The following is a 15,834-nucleotide window of genomic DNA, read 5'->3' as shown; positions in this document are numbered from 1 at the left end:
ACTTTAATACTCGCTATTTCGCTAATCCAATATTTCGCCTATCGAAGTATTTTTTTTAATTTTGGCCCTTTTAAAAAGGGCCTGATTATTAGCTTAAATTTTATCGTCAATCTATTTGAATTTTTCTTATCTCATTTCCATTATCCTTAGGCTTGCGGTCTGAGGCTTTTTTCCTCTCTACTACATGTATTACCTTATAAAATATTTTTATAAGCATATCAATTTCTTCAGGTTCAAGCTCACTGCAAATGTCATCTATATATCCTAATGCAAGGGTATGTATCTTTGAGACCAGACTTTTTCCTTTGTCTGTCAGCTTTATTACGACAATTCTCCTGTCATTTTCACTTTTATCCCTTAATACATAGCTGCTTTTAACCAGCCTTTCAACTATACCTGTTGCTGTACTCATTGGAACATTAAGGCTGTCCGATACCTTTGACATCATGAGCTCGCCCTGTTTTTCAAGCTGTAAAAGGAGAACTATTTCAGACTTGGATAGCTCCAAATCTATATTAATAATATCCCTAGGATAAAAAATCTTATTTATATTATTAAAAATCAAATCAAATATAGTAGAGTTTATTTGCATGAACCAATCTCCTTTTGCAGAATACTTCGCATATCGAAATATTCTAATTACAGAATACCCTTTTTATAGTACTTTGTCAACCCCTTTTAGTAATATGACAATTTTGTGCTATTTCATATTCATTTAAGAAGCATAACAATTTTATCCAGTATTATAACAAAAATTTCAGTATCACATTGGTATATATTGTATTATAATTAGAAATACTTTAAATATCTCCTTGTATTTTTATTAGCGACATTTTCGTATTTTCGGTAATATACCCGGAGTTTCCTCGGCAGCGGTCTCCGGGTACTTTAAACCGACCTAAGAATAATTCGAACTTTAATTCCCACTCTTTACCCTTCTCTTTCTTATAAATACCACTGAGATTGTTACAAGTACAGCATAAATAAGAATAACAACTGCCAAAGTTGCCACTCTCTCACTGTCTGGTCCGTCTGCTAACAAAACCGGTCCAAGTCCGAAGAATGTTACGAGCAAAAATGCGGCAGCCATAAGTATACCGAAGAATAAATTCATAATCATAGCGAAACCTCCCTTTATACTTATAATTTTATCACTATTTATAATTTATATTTATATTATTACCACAAAATTTATATAGCATATTGACTATCGACCTCACGGGTGATATACTACATTACATAACTAATGCAGCATAGGTGGTGATGTAATGAAAATTGATCAAGGCAGTATTAAGCCTATATATCTTCAGATTGCCGAAGGTATTGAGGATGATATATTAAACGGTTTACTGACTGTCGATGACCAGGCCTATTCCCAATATCAGATAGCTAGGCAGTTCAACATTAATCCTGCCACTGCCGCAAAGGGAATTAATCTCCTGGTCTCTGAGGGAATTTTATATAAGAAAAGGGGTTTAGGTATGCATGTCTCGGAAAATGCAATGAATATAATTCAAAATAAAAGAAAACAAAACTTTTTATCCAGTCTTCTCAAGGAAATTATTCACGAGGCACAAAAGTTGGGAATCTCACGGGAAGAATTAAAAAGCATGATAGACAGATTTGAAGGAGGGGAGTAACATGAGTGACGTTATAATCTGTAACCAATTAACAAAGACATATAAGGATAAGAAAGCCCTTGACTCAATTGATCTTTACCTTGGTGAAAATAAAATAATAGGTCTTATTGGAAGAAACGGGGCAGGCAAAACTACCTTCCTGAAAACATGTGCAGGATATTTAAGACCAACCTCCGGCTCCATAAGCATATTTGGCAGCAAGCCTTTTGATAATATTGATGTATTGTCAAAGCTGACATTTATAGATGAGGAAATTCAATATGATGAATCCCTTACCCTCAATGATATATTAAGCCTCGGAAAGCTTTTTTATCAAAATTGGGATGGTGCATATGCAGATAAGCTTATACGATATTTTAACCTTGATGGCAGGAAAAAATATAAAAAGCTATCAAGAGGTATGAAAACTCAGTTTAATATTATAATGAGCCTAGCTTGCAGAGCACCCCTTACACTTATGGATGAACCAACCCTTGGTCTTGATGTTACTGTAAGAAAAGAATTCTACAATATTTTGATAAAGGATTATGTGGAGAATCCAAGAACCCTTATTATCTCAAGCCACCTGATGAGCGAGCTGGAAAACATGCTGGAAGAAATGGTGTTAATCCACGGCGGCAGGCTTGTTTTTCATAAAAGTATTGAAGAATTGCAAAGTTATGGTATTATCCTGAATGGAAAAAAAGAAATAGTTGAGCCATTTATAAAAGGCAAGAATATTCTGAAAACAGAAACTTTTGGTGCAGGCTTCATTGCAGGCATTGAAAACAACTTGTCTAAAGAAGATTTCAGTTACCTCAAAGAAAACAATGTGGATGTAAGCAAAGCTTCCATAGAGGATGTATATATATGGACAACAAGCAACGGAAAGGGTGGTTTTGATGCTTTTAACTAACAACGAGATGAGATCATTGAAGGGTTATATTTTAAGTGAGCTTCTTGTTTCCAAGAGAACTTATATAACAGGTGCTTGTATAATTTTCGCAAACCTTTTTATAGCTATAGTTCTTCAGGTAATTATGCTATCAACAGGGCAAGATAGCTCCAATAATGGGGGACCCCTGGTTGTAGGCTCTGGTGTTGCTTATATTGTCATGCTTATATCTTCAATATTAATTTCCCAAAAGAAAATTCTTAAAACAAAGTTTTTATTTCCAATCAACAGAAAAATATATACATTGGGTAACTTTATAGTTTTTTGTATAAATACGTTTATCCTTTTATTAATTACATGTAATGCCTATTTATTAGAAATTCTATCCTCCTTAATACTTAAGTCTATTTACAAGGATTTTGTTTATATAAATCAAATTACCTTCGATTCCTTCAGTATAGGCTTTATTATGTCGGTTTTATATATAGTAGCACTCACAGTTTTTACCTACTTATTATTCATAGTTATTTTCAGATATGGTCTTAAGAGCATAATAACCCTTTCCACAGCTATAGCAATATTATTAATTTTTCCCTTTGGCAGAAACCTGTTATTTGGCATAATAATGTTTTTTGCAGGTGAACAGTCGGCTCCGCTGCTGGCTGTAAAGCTTATTGGATGTGCCCTTATATTGCAGATTTTAAGTTACCTGCCATTAAAAAGCATGGAGGTGAGTCAATAATGAAAAAAGCTTTTATCGTTTTATTGTTTTTTGCAGTATTATCTCTTTTGTCAACACTTTATCCAATAAGCAGCATCGAAGATGCCAGAGAAAGGCTTCATACCGAGGAGATCAGTAATAAAGTAGTTAATTCAAGCTGGCCCTGGCTTCCCATGATACAGTTCGATAAATACAGATCATTATTTGATATAGACAATAAAACACCTTGATTTTCCTGATATAAATGCAGCATCCGCTGTCATCTCATACAACTTTATATAAGAGAATTACAGCGGATGTTATATATTTATTTTTTAATTTTTATTCCTTTTGTCAATAATCATTTGTATCGGGTTATCTTCCCACACCTTTATAACAACTCTCTTGTACCTTGTTTTTATTGAAGGCATGCTGCTTTCAAGGACTTTCACCATTATAAACAGAAACTCTCTAAGGCTTTTTGCTATCACATATTTCCTGTTTTCATCGCTGCCATAATTTATAATCTGACCAACGGTACCATTTTCATCAGGATCTAGGTCAATACCTATATAGTTTCCTTCCTGGTCATGTGCGAATGGTATCCACTTTCTATTGACATAAACTTTCCTGACAGCATTTTCCGGAACAGATTCTGCTTCTTTTTCACAGGCCTTCATAAGCTCCTTGTCCTTTAATACATATAGCCAATCACACCAACTAAGAAACATTTCACCTACAGAAAGAAATCTTAGGCCAAGAATGCTTCCTTCAAGGTTTTCTTTTTCACCGTTGTTACATAAGTAAAGTGACTTTAATTCATCGGGTAACTGGATCCCCATCTTTTCTTCGATAGTACTGACTTCTTTCAATTCAACCGCCGGATTCAGATATGATTTATAGTCCGGTTTTTCTTTTTCGTATACTGCTGTTACAAGGTCCCAAAGTTCCTTAACACTAAGTTGCTCCATATTCTTCATCAGTGCATGCCTCTTTCAATATATTATTTCTTTATAATAATATATTATGAAGCATCCTAAGTAAATATAAATAAAAACTTTATTGTAAATTATAAAGGATGATCTTCAGACAGGTTTTTAATATACGTTTGAATGAAATTTAATGTTTCATAGCTTTCATATTCTATTCTCATACCATATTCAAAAAAATCCTTATGTGGAATTTTTCTTAATATTACGGCTTTTAAAAATATTATTTTCTGCTGCATATACAAGTCAATTTGGAGAATATCATTAACATAAAATGATTCCTTCGAGTATATTTTAATTCCAAATGCACTTATATCCTTTATCACTGCAATATATTTCTTATCTTTGCCTTTTTGCCTAACATCTGCATATAAAGAGACCGGTTTTCTTTCATGAAGTCTCATTTCTGAGCCCGGTTCTATAGTATCAATTCGCAATTTTATTATATTTGCTTTGGAGTCTATCGATGTAACATTGCATCCAATATTTATTAAATTATTTTGTTCTTTTATCATGATGACTGCAGGGTCTCCCTCAAGAAAGTTCAGAATAGAAAATTGCTTTGTTAACCGGAGAGTAATTGATGAATCACTTGCATCTATTATGTCACATCTAAATGGCTTTACTGCTGAGTAGTGGCTAATTAAAACGATCTTGTCCGTCTTCAACATTTTATCACCCCAATATGCAGATGTTACATCATATATTCAATTTGTATTGTTTCCAATTTGGCAACGCTAATGCATAAGCTTCAAATTCATTGCTTATGAAAGTTGTATTTTGCAATATATTTAGATTATATAGATATTCTATAGAAGCTTAATAAAATCCTTCTTTACGTGCTAAAAGATTCGACTTACACCGATAAAACGCTGCTTAAAATAATCCTCCTCAGATTCATGCACTGCTACAGAATAATCGGTTTTGCTAGCTAGTAGAAACTGGGTATTATTGACAAAAATGCCCACCATCGATATATCTTTCCTGTGTTCGTTTGAGCTGAAAAAAACAAGATCTCCTGCAATGGGTTTTTCTTTGCTGATATCAATGGCCCTACCCATTTTGTATTGCTTGTCTATACTCCTTGGAAGCTCAATTCCATTTATCCTGCTGCAAATATATGCAAGGCCTGCACTATCTATACCCCAGGCACTTATTCCTCCCTGAAGAAAAACCGTTCCCTTGAATTTTAGTGCAGTAGCAACAAATGATTGGGCAGAAGTCTTCTCCACTTTTTTCCCGGCATCTATATGAATAGTACCATTTTCACTGATCCATCCTGTTTTATCATCCGGTAAAGCAATTTCATACCAGTCCTGAACACTATTTATTACTGAAAACTCGGTACCCATGACAACATCCTTAATAAGCGATCCGTTTGCAACCTGAGACAGAACATTCGCTTTTCTGACAGTAACTATAATCCTAGGTTCGGAGTTATCTTCATCAAGTGAGGACGTCTCACTAGTTATGTACCTAGTCTTTATCCACCCCTGTAGCCCATCCACAGCCTCTACCTTTGACCAGGATTCCTTAGTCTCTATTATATTGACCGGCTGATTGTACAAAACCTGTGTTACCTTTTCCGACTGAACAGTAGCCTCTTTAAATAAATCCACAATTGTTTCAGTTATAACTCCTATGTTGTTCCAGGCTTTTCCTGTTGTAAAGGTACCGGAAAAACCTGCACCTGAATTGGCACTCTTTTCTTTTTTCCCACATCCGCTGAATGCCATCGTTAAAATTAAAATCATAAATATAACTTTTTTACTCATTTTTACCCCACTCTATTACAGCTTGATAACATTAATACCGCTTTGGCACATTTGGCAAATCTTATCCATCTCCCATTCCTTGCAGGTAAAAAGAATTATTTGCCTCCCTGCTGATATACCTTTAAGCATTTCCAAAGTTCCTGCAATCCTTTTATCATCGTAAAAGGAAAATACCTCATCCAGCATAAGAGGCAAGGTCTCTCCCATTAAAAGCTCCGATGCTGCAATTCTTAATGCAAGATAAACCTGTTCAACCGTTCCATAACTCAGCATATCAAGTGATATTACAGCTCCAGTTTGCGGCTCCACAAGCCTTATAACAAGATTGTCATCAAGTTTAAGCTTTTCATATTTATTTCCTGTCATTTTCCTTAGTATATACCCGGTTTTATCATTCAATGCAGGAACAAAATCCCTGTGGATTTCCACACTTGCTTCATTAAGGGTTTCATGAGCAGTTTTAAGTGAATACAATAGGCTTTCAAGGTCATCCTTCCTTGTTTCCAATTCATTTATCTCTTCCACCGTTCTCTGAAGTTCCTCATCCTTCAAGGAATTTTTTAAAATAGTTTCAATTTCTTTTATCCTTAAGAGAGTTTCCTGAAGCTCTTGCTCATGTGTCTTTTGGGATTTATCCAGTGACTCATCAAGGTCATTCAAGGAAGCCTCACTGGATAATATGCTCACTCCTTTTTCTTCATACAACGCACAGTCTTTCTCAATTATGCTCACATTTTGTGTTATTCTATTGAGCTCATTATAAACATCATCAGGTCGCATTATTGAGGTACTACCCGTAATCTGTGCAGCCTTTTCAATACATTTTTCATGCTCTAATAATATATCTGCTTTTCTTGATTCCCTGTATTGCCTGTCGGAATTCTGTGACATCTTTTTGCTATATACATTTTTAACTATATTAAAGAATTCCGTATTTATGTACTCTTGTGCTATATCAATGCCTGCCCGGTAAAGCTTCTCCTGTATATTGTTCCACGATGCATTCTGCTGCTTTTCAATGGAAATGAGCTTCCCTTCAAGCATGCAAAGATCATTATTCAAATCGTTAAAATAGATCACACTGCTCTTGTACAAAGCATGAAGTCTGAAGAATTCTTCAATTGACGCCACTTTAACTGTAAGGAGTATGGATTCAATTCTCTCCTCAAGCTTATTCATCTCTGCTTCTAATGGGTTGCTCTCCTTTTTTTCCAATTCTGGCAAATCCACTTTTTGATGATTGTGTTTCATTACGTAAAGGACTATGGCAATTGCTGAAAAAACAGGCCCCCCTACTAGAAGCAATGGATTTATAAAAAAACCGCCAGTAAATAGAACCGCCAGTATTATGCACAATATAATGGCAACTCCATAAACGCCTAGGCTTTTTTTCCTATTATACAGGCTCAGGCCATTTTTAACACTACTTTCAAAAAAGGATTCTCCTCTTATATTATTAATTTGTTTTTTTATATTGTCAACTTTAATATTCAATTCCAGCATTTCTTCATCCACATTGCTGCCAAGATGCTTAAATGCGGCTATTCTATCTATGGAGCTTTCCGCCTCTTCCAGCTCCCCTTTCTTCTTGCAAAATCTTTCTTTTTGAATCTTCAGCTCTTCACCATAATCCAGGTAGCACCTACAGTCATTTATTAGTTCCTCCAGTTCATCAATTGAAAGCATCCTGAGCGTTGAATACGTGCTTTCACCAGCATCAGCCCCTTCAGTATTTCGCTGCAGCAAAGCTTTCTCAGCCTCAAGTGTTTTGATTCTGCTCAAAATATCTTTGAGATCGTTTTCTCTAGCTTTTGCGGTTTTCAAATCCCTTCTCAGCTTCAAATAAGACCTTGTATCATAAATACCATTCATGGCACTTTTAAGCATTTCCAGGTGAGCATGTTGTTCTTTAAGTTCCTTATCCAGCAGCATAAGCCTGTCTCTTTCTCTTTCCATTCCTGCCTTTGCAGCTTTAAGCTCCATCAATCTGGCATTAATCCTGTCAAGAGACATATCTGAACTCCTGGCATTTCCTGTATGTTTCTTTATAGCCTCCTTTAATGCTTTCTCTGCCTTTATGAAGGAAACATCCTCAAAACCCGTCTGTGCAAGGTTTATAAGCATATTCTTAAGCTCACTGAGGCCTGCAACATCCACCAGTGCACCTGCCTGCCTTACAAAAACAGTCTTTTCGAAGCATACCTCATTTATCCCCAAATGTTTTTGGGCAAATAATACGCTTTTGTTTTTCCCCATCTCAAAAGTATTCGTTATATCATTAAAAAAAGAGTCATAGACCCTTACACTATTATCCTCAAAGTTCCTATTGACCGTTATTACCGGGCCATTGTCAAGAGCATATTCCATTGTGCCGGAAAATCCGCTGTCCTTCCAGGGCTTGTATCTTTTTGGATTATCATACCCCTTTAACTGTTTAGAACCTTTAACACCATATAACATATATTTTATGAAATTTTGCAGAGTTGTTTTACCAGCCTCATTTTCCCCAAATATTAAATTTAAACCCTCGTCAAATTCCACTATGTGATTTTTGAATTTACCGAATGCTGTCAGTTCCAGCCTTTTTATTTTCATCAATCTATCTTACCTTTCTCCAAGGCTTTAAGTCCCAGATCCAAAGATTTTTTTAGCCTTGCTCTAACTTCATCGTCCTTCTCTTCTTCTATCTTTTTAAGCATTTTCCGGACAAACAATCCCCTAAGGCCTGGCTCATGGGATATTTCACCTACATTGTAAGAAGGACTTGTAGCATCTGCCAGTTTAATATAAAATATCCTTTCATTCAAACATTCCTCTATGTACCTTATGTTTGGGTTGAAATCGTTTTCTGTAAAGCCCTTTAAACATATATTAATAAGGCTGGTTAAAGGAACATTATTTATCTGCTCCTTTAGAGCTTCCAATATCTGCTCATCTGTATTAAAGCCTGAAATATCCAGTTCCAGATTATAGTACTGCCTTTTAGAAGTCCTGACAAATTCATATTCAAGCCTTTTTCTATTACCATAAGCATCCATGTATAAAGTGCATAAAAATACGCCATGTTCACCTTCCTCGTCAAATCCTAAAGGTTCAGGACTGCCGGGGTTAAATACCCTTCCATGGCCCCCGATGTCAGAAGTCTTCTTGTGAAAATGTCCAAGTGCTATATAATCCATACCCGATCCAGCTAAACTGCTACTTGACACGGGATTTAAAACAGTTTTGCCAAAATTCATGTCTACAGTACCATGAAGCATTAAAATATTAAAATACTCGGGGTTAATGGATATCTGCGGGATAGCCGGTTCTATCCTGTTACTGTTTTCAAATCCCATTCCAAAAACACATGCATTTATATCTTTAAAACAAAAAAAACTATTTTGGGGTGATAAAATATAAACATTATCCGCCCAAGAGTAGTTTTGATAAAAGGAGTTTGATGCATAAGGGTCATGATTTCCAGGTATCATGATGACCTTTATATCTGGTATGCTTTTAAAAAGCTCATTGACGTAGTTAATTGTTGAGCGTCTTATATAGGCATGCTCGTACAAATCCCCGCAAATTAGAATCATATGGACCTTCTCATTTTTTGCCAAGCCCACAATACAGGATACAACTTCCTTAAGATCCTGCCGTCTGTCGGAGGATCTCTTTGTGTCGGCTCCCAATGTAGTAAACGTCATATCAAGATGTATATCGGAGCAGTGCAGAAATTTAAGTTTATTCATTCAAAACACCCGGTAAACTGTTTATAGCTTTTAAAATCCTTTCCAAACACGAATATCCGTGAATCAAAATTATATATTTCCTTCAGCTTAACAATTTTTTCTTTCACATCTTCATAAGGCTCATTTGTAATCGCAAATAAATTATTATTTGAAATTGGAAAAACCTTAATGAATTTTTCTTTTATTTTATCAATAAATGGATTATTTTCAAATAGTGATTTAAAATTTTTATCCTCAAAGTAAACCACATTAAGTTCGATAAAAAGATTCTGTGCCTCATTCATTTCCTTTTCAAGGTCCGCCTTAAACAGGTAATTGTAATCGGGACAGGTTACCTTTTTATTTTTTTCCGCTGTATTCATACATGAAATCACAGGAGCTATATGCCCTGCTATGGTTTCTAATATCAGCATATACTCATCATCACAAATCAGTGAGTCCTTATATTTGAAAACAATTATGGCTCCTAATATTTCCAATTCCAGCTTTTCAAGAAAAATTGGAATTATAAGAATACCCGAGCATTTACCTATCTCATCTACAAGGGATTTTTTAATATACTTAAGTGGAGCTATTTCTCTCGCATCAAATACAGTATCACCCTCCATCACCTTTTTCCAGCATGTTCCAATATTAATTTTCTTCTTACTGGTTTTTATGTTTAGACAATTTTGAATTTTGAATGTGTTTTTATCCTCATCATAAAGTGTCACCATTGCTTTTTCAACATCAAAGGATAAATTTAGGGTCTTAAGTGTCAAGTCAAAAAGCGTGTCAATGTCCTTGGAGCTGTTAACATTTTTCATAAGACTGTTTAGTGAAATAAGATCTGAAAGCTTGTTCTCCAAAAGCTTTTTCTGATCATTTACCTTTTTAAAAAACTGAGCATTTGAAAGTGCAATATATGCAGCTGATGCAAGGCTTTCAGTCAGCTCAAAAACACCTTTATTATAAGGAACTCCTGTTGTTGTTGGACCTAGAGATACAAATCCCAGAACTTTATTATATTTTATAATAAGTATTATAAACTTGCTTTCTAAAAATTTAATTGAATCAAGGCCTTCAACAAATAAAGTGTTAAAATAGTCTATAGATTCCTTTTCATCCATATCCAGTATAACCCTAGATGCATCGACTGTCGCTTGTCCTCTAGCGTTTAATCCAATAATAAAATCCGCATCCTTAAAATGAATATCCTTGAACGCCTTCAGTTTGTAGTCTTCACTCATCTCATCATAGATAACAAATCCTGTTATGGAACTTTGGGTAAGTTCAGAAAAAACATCTATGGAAAGATTGTAGAGTGCATTTAAGTTCAACTCGCTTAAGAGGGCTTTAGATGACTGATTTATTGCAAAGAGATTAAACACCTTTTCATCTAATTCCCTGTTCATATCCTGAAGGTCTTCAAACCTCTTATGATTCTCAAGGGCATTATTAAATAACTTCATCAATGCTTCTGCTATTATGAAGTCTTCACTTTCAAGCTGTCCCATAGCTTTGTTAGAGATAAATATAAATCCAAACAGGAAATCATCTATAATTAGTGGAATAACCATAGTAACATTATATGCTTTGATTATGGCTTCATCAAAGTATTTATTAAGTACATCCTGCTCATAAAGAAGATAACCGTAATACTTAGGCAAGTTGGAAAGCTCCTTGGTATTTTTTATCCTGGCAATACCATTACTATCACCTTTAACATTTCTTGCTACAAAGTCTTTGCCCTGTAGAGAAAATATTGCAGAATGCTCTATGGTTAAAAGCTCATTTGTAAAATCAAAGGCTCCATCGACTATCTGTTCGAAGGTCAATCTTTGGGAAAAAAACTCAATGGCTTTAATTATGCCGGAATACCTGAATATTTTAGTGGATAGAAGTCTCTCTTTATTTTCCTGCTCAATTCGGCTTAAAATTTGGTTATACTCCATGTTTATCCTCCCTACAGCTCATTAATCCCATCATTTTGATAATAAAAGGTTGTACCAAGGATTACTTCTTTTATTTCTCGCACATGTTTCTTTATATCAATCACTGTATTTGGATACGCCTTCTTAAGTATGGTAATCTCCCCTTCTCCCTTTGTCCGTAAATAATTTGCTGTTGCTTTTTTTTCATCCTCATTATACTTCAAACGATTTTTTATATCGAAATAACGCTCCTTAATCCTTTCAAGGGCTAGCATCTGTTCACTGCTAAGAGAGGCTACGGAATATAGAGACATCTCCTGCTTGGCCTTAATTAAATCTTCTTTTAATTTTTGTATGTTCAGCTCAATCTTTTCAAAGCTACCCTTTAGGGCTGCCCTATTAAAACCCTTTACGCTGATTTGTGTCTTAGCTTCGCTTGGAGACCCTATTGCAGTAGCTACAACCTTGTATTCGGCCTGAATATTTCCGCCTATAATCTGTCCCTTTGGCGAGTCCACGATAACCTCTCTCGCTATTATTGTACTGTTAATACAGTAATAGCCTATATGTACACGTCCTTCACAGATAATTACCGCATCAGATACAAACTTGGTATAAATATCTTTATAGGACTTTATAATAGCCTTATTCTTACCTGCAATTCCCCCTTTAATATATACACTTCCTTCACGGCTGACAATTTCCCTTATGCTTCCTACGCCATAAACGCCTAAAATCTCAATATCCTTGTCCGCTACTACAGAAAAGTTATCCTCAACCGAGCCTTTTACAGTAAGAAATCCGTCAAAATCTATATTGCCGGTTTTAAAATCTACGTTTTCAGGCAGCTCAAGGTGGTTTGATACACTTATTTTATCCCCCATATAATTGACAGCACCGCTCCTTAGAGCATACAAACGGGTAACTCCACCCTCATAACTCTCCCTAACTGAATTTTTGTCATAAAGAAGTGGATATTTTTTCCCAGTCATAGCCATTATAATGGTTCCCCTAACGGATTTTCCCGGAACACCGGGAGAAGGGTCAATTCTTTCCCCAAGCCAATCGCCCCCCTTTACATGGTTAATAAGACTTAATTCATAATGGTTTACCTTGTCGTTATCTGTTACACTAGGCTTTGGCTCATTTATCTCATACATTCTTATTTCGGAGTCCCCACCGTTTACAGGCTCAATGCCTTCAGCTATTAGTATTTTAGTATGGTTTGGCAGCACATCCAGTAAGGCATCCTGTTTTATCCCAAAAACAACACCTTTATCGCTGAGCTTTTTCAAAATTTCTTTTAAAAGTTTGGTATTTGTCCCATTATTTAATTCATTATCCAATACAAACAATGTGATATATGCTTTAAGACCATCATCAGATATTTCAACAACAACCCTTTCCTTTACATCAGCAAACTTTGTCTTCTTCACAGGGGAAAAAAGTACAGCACTTTTAACTGCCATAAAACTAGTAATCTGCATCTCGGGATATTCGGCAATAATCTGCTTAAAAGCATCCATTGTCATTCCTTTAGAGAAGGATTCAATGAAAAACTCTTCATTTTCTTTTGTAATTTTTATAAAATGGTCTTCATATATTACCTCTTCCATTAAATCCTCTCCTACCAGCTTAACTGTTTATAGCAGCTAATATTTTATGGAAGCAAGGAGCCCCAAAATCCACTATTATAATAGTTATCGGCAGTTTATTGCTCTGTACTAAGGAGAATTTTTATTTTACTTGATAGGAAGGAAGTTCGCTCAATATGATATTTATATATTACGTTTCATAGCATATTAAAAGTATTAATCTTCCAAATGCTCAGGTTGAATAAAATAATAAGGCTGCTTCCATTAAACATATGTCAGCAGCCTAAACAAACCATTATAATAATCACTATCTCATTGATCGAAACATTGTATATTTTTAAACTTATCAAATACTATTTACTTTATACTTTAATTAATAAATATCATATCTGTAATTCTTAAGTCCACTTTCATTTCTATAAACTTACCATTTGAATCATCATATATGTACAATACTCTTTTACCATATGTTTTAGTACTTTCATCCATATTTGTGGAATCTATCAGAAAGTAATTTCCGTTTACTTTTATCATTTTAGTAACCAAAATTTTGTCGTTAATAGATACAGGGTTACTATCTTTAAATTTATAAAGGTTTTTTGTATTAGTATCATTATTTGTACCGCTTACAAACAGTCCGCTTTCAAACTTTTCCCAATAAGATAAGTTAAAGTTGCTGGCAAGCTCTTTAAACTCCGTTCCATATGAATACAGCTTATATCTTTCTATATCTTTTTCAAACCCGTACATTATCAAGCTTTCACCGATGCTATCCCACTTTTTGGTCTGCATTCCAACAACCAGGTTTGTTATTACATTATCTTTATAAAAAAGTACTGTATTCCTCTTTTGATTGTTAATCCTGTTTTTATCCTCTACATCAATAAATGTATTCTGACCAATAGAAAGTTTGTCTGTTATTTCGGATACATCCAGTGCTTTTGTAAATTTGGTGCCGTTAAAAACATTTAAAGCTAAATCAGAATCATCTGTTTCCTGCCCTAGGATTAACAGCTTATCACTCTCTAAAACTGCTTTCGAAGCTTTAAAATTATCCAAAACAGTTTTAAAATACGTACTGCTTGCTACAGTAACATAATCATTTCCGTTTATCTTGTAAATGACACTTTCACTATAACCATCCACAACTTCCATAATAAAACCTTTGGTTGCTGAAGGTTTATTTACTTTCTTATTGTTTGGATCATAATAGATAGAATCCTTTACTACCCCAAGATACATCTTCCCGTTATAAAGTTTTATCATATTAAAATCATATTTTACTTTATCGGAACCTTGAGGTGCAGGAAATAAAATTCCGTATATACCTGTTTCCTTGATGCAAACAAGGTCTGATCCCAATAATGCATGGATCTTACCGTTAAACATAACAATTTTATTTAAATCCACACTCAGGTCCTCGCGAAGGATTTTAACGGTATTTCCGTCGTAAACTGCCAGGGGCTTATTCCCGCCTTCCTGCTTACTTGCAGTCATATAAAGATTGTTTTTATCCTCAAAAGTATCATTTAAAATAAATTTTTCCATAAGCACAATTGGAACCCATGAACTTTTGTTAAATGCAAGGAGTGTATATTCTCTCTTATTGTCATATTTACTTATAACCAGCTTATCCTTAAAGATAATACTCTTTCCAACATAAAAATTATCCTGTACTAAATAGAGGTTTCGTCCATCAAATCTACATAATTTGTTAAACTTTTGATTTCTGTCATAACAATGGATTAATAAATTATCATTGTATTCAAAAGTTTCCTTCATATCAAAGCTGTCTAGTTTATTTCCTTTATCGTCGGTTAATACCACAAAATTTTCACCGTCAAATATCTCAAAGCTATTTGTGTTCCTTGCCTTATCAAACATCGTGGCTAAAACCTGGCCTTTAAAGCTATACCAGTTGACAATCTCCTTGTTTACCATAGGTATAGTAGTGATATCGTTCCCATCATATACATAAATAAGATTTTTTGCTTTTTCATAAAACATTACTTTTCCGGTATCATAGCGTCCAACTTTTGTTATGTAAATTTTCTTTTCAGAAGGTTCCCAAACTACTTTTGCCCCGGAGTTTTCAGATATAAATCTTAAGGGCACAACGGTCCTTCCGTCTATAACTTTTGGAGCGACTGTCATATCCTGTTGTACACCGTTTACGGTTGCTTTTTTATTGTTTATTTTAAGTATTATGGAGTCATCCTCTTTTGTTGCATTAATGGTTGAGGTTTTGCTATCCCATTCAATTACATATCCTAATTCTTCGAGTATTGCTCTGAAGGGAACCAACGTGGATCCATTTTCAATAAATGGTGGAATATCTAACTTGTTTTGAGTACTTTTTGACATGTATGTTTTTGAATCTACAGTAAACACTAAGTCGATAAATTCAGTTGTAACAGTGTCGGCATATGCCATAAACTTCGTTACTGAAAAACTCAGTAAAAAAGCAAAAAGGCACAAGAAAAACATTAACGTTTTTCTTGACTTTCTTTTATAAGTGTCAAAATACATTAATTAGTCCCCCCTACAAAATAGTTAACTTTATACTTAAATTAACATATTGCAGCTTTAAAGTCAAATGTAATAGAGCCCCAGG

At 34.6% G+C, this 15,834-nt stretch carries 14 protein-coding genes; 4 read left to right on the top strand and 10 right to left on the bottom strand.

Annotated elements, in window-relative coordinates; genetic code table 11:
- Nucleotides 1-106: 106 nt before the first annotated feature.
- Nucleotides 107-592: a MarR family transcriptional regulator gene (locus VIO64_RS05845; protein WP_331916113.1), complete on the bottom strand. Its 486-nt coding sequence runs from the start codon at nucleotides 590-592 to the stop codon at nucleotides 107-109.
- A gap of 324 nt (nucleotides 593-916) precedes the next feature.
- Nucleotides 917-1,120: a DUF6954 family protein gene (locus VIO64_RS05840; protein ID WP_331916111.1), complete on the bottom strand. Its 204-nt coding sequence runs from the start codon at nucleotides 1,118-1,120 to the stop codon at nucleotides 917-919.
- A gap of 148 nt (nucleotides 1,121-1,268) precedes the next feature.
- On the opposite strand from VIO64_RS05840, the gene VIO64_RS05835 reads away from it, so the two are divergent.
- From VIO64_RS05835 to VIO64_RS05820, 4 genes are read left to right on the top strand one after another with little or no spacing between them, the layout of a single operon-like run.
- Nucleotides 1,269-1,640, top strand: a complete 372-nt coding sequence (locus VIO64_RS05835; protein ID WP_331916109.1) for a GntR family transcriptional regulator — start codon at nucleotides 1,269-1,271, stop codon at nucleotides 1,638-1,640.
- A 1-nt stretch (nucleotide 1,641) separates the two neighbouring features.
- Complete coding sequence (locus VIO64_RS05830; RefSeq protein ID WP_331916107.1) at nucleotides 1,642-2,535, top strand: ABC transporter ATP-binding protein; 894 nt, start codon at nucleotides 1,642-1,644, stop codon at nucleotides 2,533-2,535.
- Nucleotides 2,522-3,256 carry a hypothetical protein gene (locus VIO64_RS05825; RefSeq protein ID WP_331916105.1) on the top strand — a complete coding sequence of 245 codons (735 nt, stop codon included), beginning with the start codon at nucleotides 2,522-2,524 and terminating at the stop codon, nucleotides 3,254-3,256. The genes VIO64_RS05830 and VIO64_RS05825 overlap by 14 nt, the downstream gene beginning before the upstream one ends.
- Nucleotides 3,256-3,465 carry a hypothetical protein gene (locus tag VIO64_RS05820; RefSeq protein ID WP_331916103.1) on the top strand — a complete coding sequence of 70 codons (210 nt, stop codon included), beginning with the start codon at nucleotides 3,256-3,258 and terminating at the stop codon, nucleotides 3,463-3,465. Before VIO64_RS05825 ends, VIO64_RS05820 begins: the two co-directional genes overlap by 1 nt.
- Before the next feature lie 84 nt (nucleotides 3,466-3,549).
- Here the strand turns inward: VIO64_RS05820 and VIO64_RS05815 are convergent, their stop codons facing one another.
- The 8 genes from VIO64_RS05815 to VIO64_RS05780 all read right to left on the bottom strand — a co-directional run bounded on the left by VIO64_RS05815 (nucleotide 3,550) and on the right by VIO64_RS05780 (nucleotide 15,749).
- Complete coding sequence (locus VIO64_RS05815; protein WP_331916101.1) at nucleotides 3,550-4,194, bottom strand: SMI1/KNR4 family protein; 645 nt, start codon at nucleotides 4,192-4,194, stop codon at nucleotides 3,550-3,552.
- 89 nt (nucleotides 4,195-4,283) lie between these two features.
- The gene (locus VIO64_RS05810; protein WP_331916099.1) at nucleotides 4,284-4,874 is read right to left on the bottom strand and encodes a PilZ domain-containing protein; all 591 of its coding nucleotides are present in this window, start codon (nucleotides 4,872-4,874) and stop codon (nucleotides 4,284-4,286) included.
- 171 nt (nucleotides 4,875-5,045) lie between these two features.
- On the bottom strand, nucleotides 5,046-5,978 hold the full coding sequence (locus VIO64_RS05805; protein ID WP_331916097.1) for an NlpC/P60 family protein: 933 nt from the start codon (nucleotides 5,976-5,978) through the stop codon (nucleotides 5,046-5,048).
- A 15-nt stretch (nucleotides 5,979-5,993) separates the two neighbouring features.
- Nucleotides 5,994-8,573: an ATP-binding protein gene (locus tag VIO64_RS05800; RefSeq protein WP_331916251.1), complete on the bottom strand. Its 2,580-nt coding sequence runs from the start codon at nucleotides 8,571-8,573 to the stop codon at nucleotides 5,994-5,996.
- Nucleotides 8,573-9,712 carry a DNA repair exonuclease gene (locus VIO64_RS05795; RefSeq protein ID WP_331916095.1) on the bottom strand — a complete coding sequence of 380 codons (1,140 nt, stop codon included), beginning with the start codon at nucleotides 9,710-9,712 and terminating at the stop codon, nucleotides 8,573-8,575. The genes VIO64_RS05800 and VIO64_RS05795 overlap by 1 nt, the downstream gene beginning before the upstream one ends.
- Nucleotides 9,709-11,646, bottom strand: a complete 1,938-nt coding sequence (locus VIO64_RS05790; RefSeq protein ID WP_331916093.1) for a GAF domain-containing protein — start codon at nucleotides 11,644-11,646, stop codon at nucleotides 9,709-9,711. The genes VIO64_RS05795 and VIO64_RS05790 overlap by 4 nt, the downstream gene beginning before the upstream one ends.
- An 11-nt stretch (nucleotides 11,647-11,657) precedes the next feature.
- On the bottom strand, nucleotides 11,658-13,241 hold the full coding sequence (locus VIO64_RS05785; RefSeq protein ID WP_331916091.1) for a FapA family protein: 1,584 nt from the start codon (nucleotides 13,239-13,241) through the stop codon (nucleotides 11,658-11,660).
- A 348-nt stretch (nucleotides 13,242-13,589) separates the two neighbouring features.
- Nucleotides 13,590-15,749, bottom strand: a complete 2,160-nt coding sequence (locus tag VIO64_RS05780) for a stalk domain-containing protein (RefSeq protein WP_331916089.1) — start codon at nucleotides 15,747-15,749, stop codon at nucleotides 13,590-13,592.
- Between the last annotated feature and the right edge of the window lie 85 nt (nucleotides 15,750-15,834).

The sequence above is a fragment of the Pseudobacteroides sp. genome, assembly GCF_036567765.1.
In the GTDB taxonomy this organism is placed as follows: domain Bacteria; phylum Bacillota; class Clostridia; order Acetivibrionales; family DSM-2933; genus Pseudobacteroides.
This window is presented reverse-complemented; position numbering and strand designations above follow the sequence as displayed.

Coding starts and splice junctions, on each gene's coding strand:
- VIO64_RS05820 (WP_331916103.1), top strand. CDS start 3,256: ATGAAAAAAGCTTTTATCGTTTTATTGTTTTTTGCAGTATTATCTCTT.
- VIO64_RS05815 (WP_331916101.1), bottom strand. CDS start 4,194: ATGAAGAATATGGAGCAACTTAGTGTTAAGGAACTTTGGGACCTTGTA.
- VIO64_RS05825 (WP_331916105.1), top strand. CDS start 2,522: ATGCTTTTAACTAACAACGAGATGAGATCATTGAAGGGTTATATTTTA.
- VIO64_RS05780 (WP_331916089.1), bottom strand. CDS start 15,749: ATGTATTTTGACACTTATAAAAGAAAGTCAAGAAAAACGTTAATGTTT.
- VIO64_RS05810 (WP_331916099.1), bottom strand. CDS start 4,874: ATGTTGAAGACGGACAAGATCGTTTTAATTAGCCACTACTCAGCAGTA.
- VIO64_RS05795 (WP_331916095.1), bottom strand. CDS start 9,712: ATGAATAAACTTAAATTTCTGCACTGCTCCGATATACATCTTGATATG.
- VIO64_RS05805 (WP_331916097.1), bottom strand. CDS start 5,978: ATGAGTAAAAAAGTTATATTTATGATTTTAATTTTAACGATGGCATTC.
- VIO64_RS05840 (WP_331916111.1), bottom strand. CDS start 1,120: ATGATTATGAATTTATTCTTCGGTATACTTATGGCTGCCGCATTTTTG.
- VIO64_RS05785 (WP_331916091.1), bottom strand. CDS start 13,241: ATGGAAGAGGTAATATATGAAGACCATTTTATAAAAATTACAAAAGAA.
- VIO64_RS05845 (WP_331916113.1), bottom strand. CDS start 592: ATGCAAATAAACTCTACTATATTTGATTTGATTTTTAATAATATAAAT.
- VIO64_RS05790 (WP_331916093.1), bottom strand. CDS start 11,646: ATGGAGTATAACCAAATTTTAAGCCGAATTGAGCAGGAAAATAAAGAG.
- VIO64_RS05800 (WP_331916251.1), bottom strand. CDS start 8,573: ATGAAAATAAAAAGGCTGGAACTGACAGCATTCGGTAAATTCAAAAAT.
- VIO64_RS05835 (WP_331916109.1), top strand. CDS start 1,269: ATGAAAATTGATCAAGGCAGTATTAAGCCTATATATCTTCAGATTGCC.
- VIO64_RS05830 (WP_331916107.1), top strand. CDS start 1,642: ATGAGTGACGTTATAATCTGTAACCAATTAACAAAGACATATAAGGAT.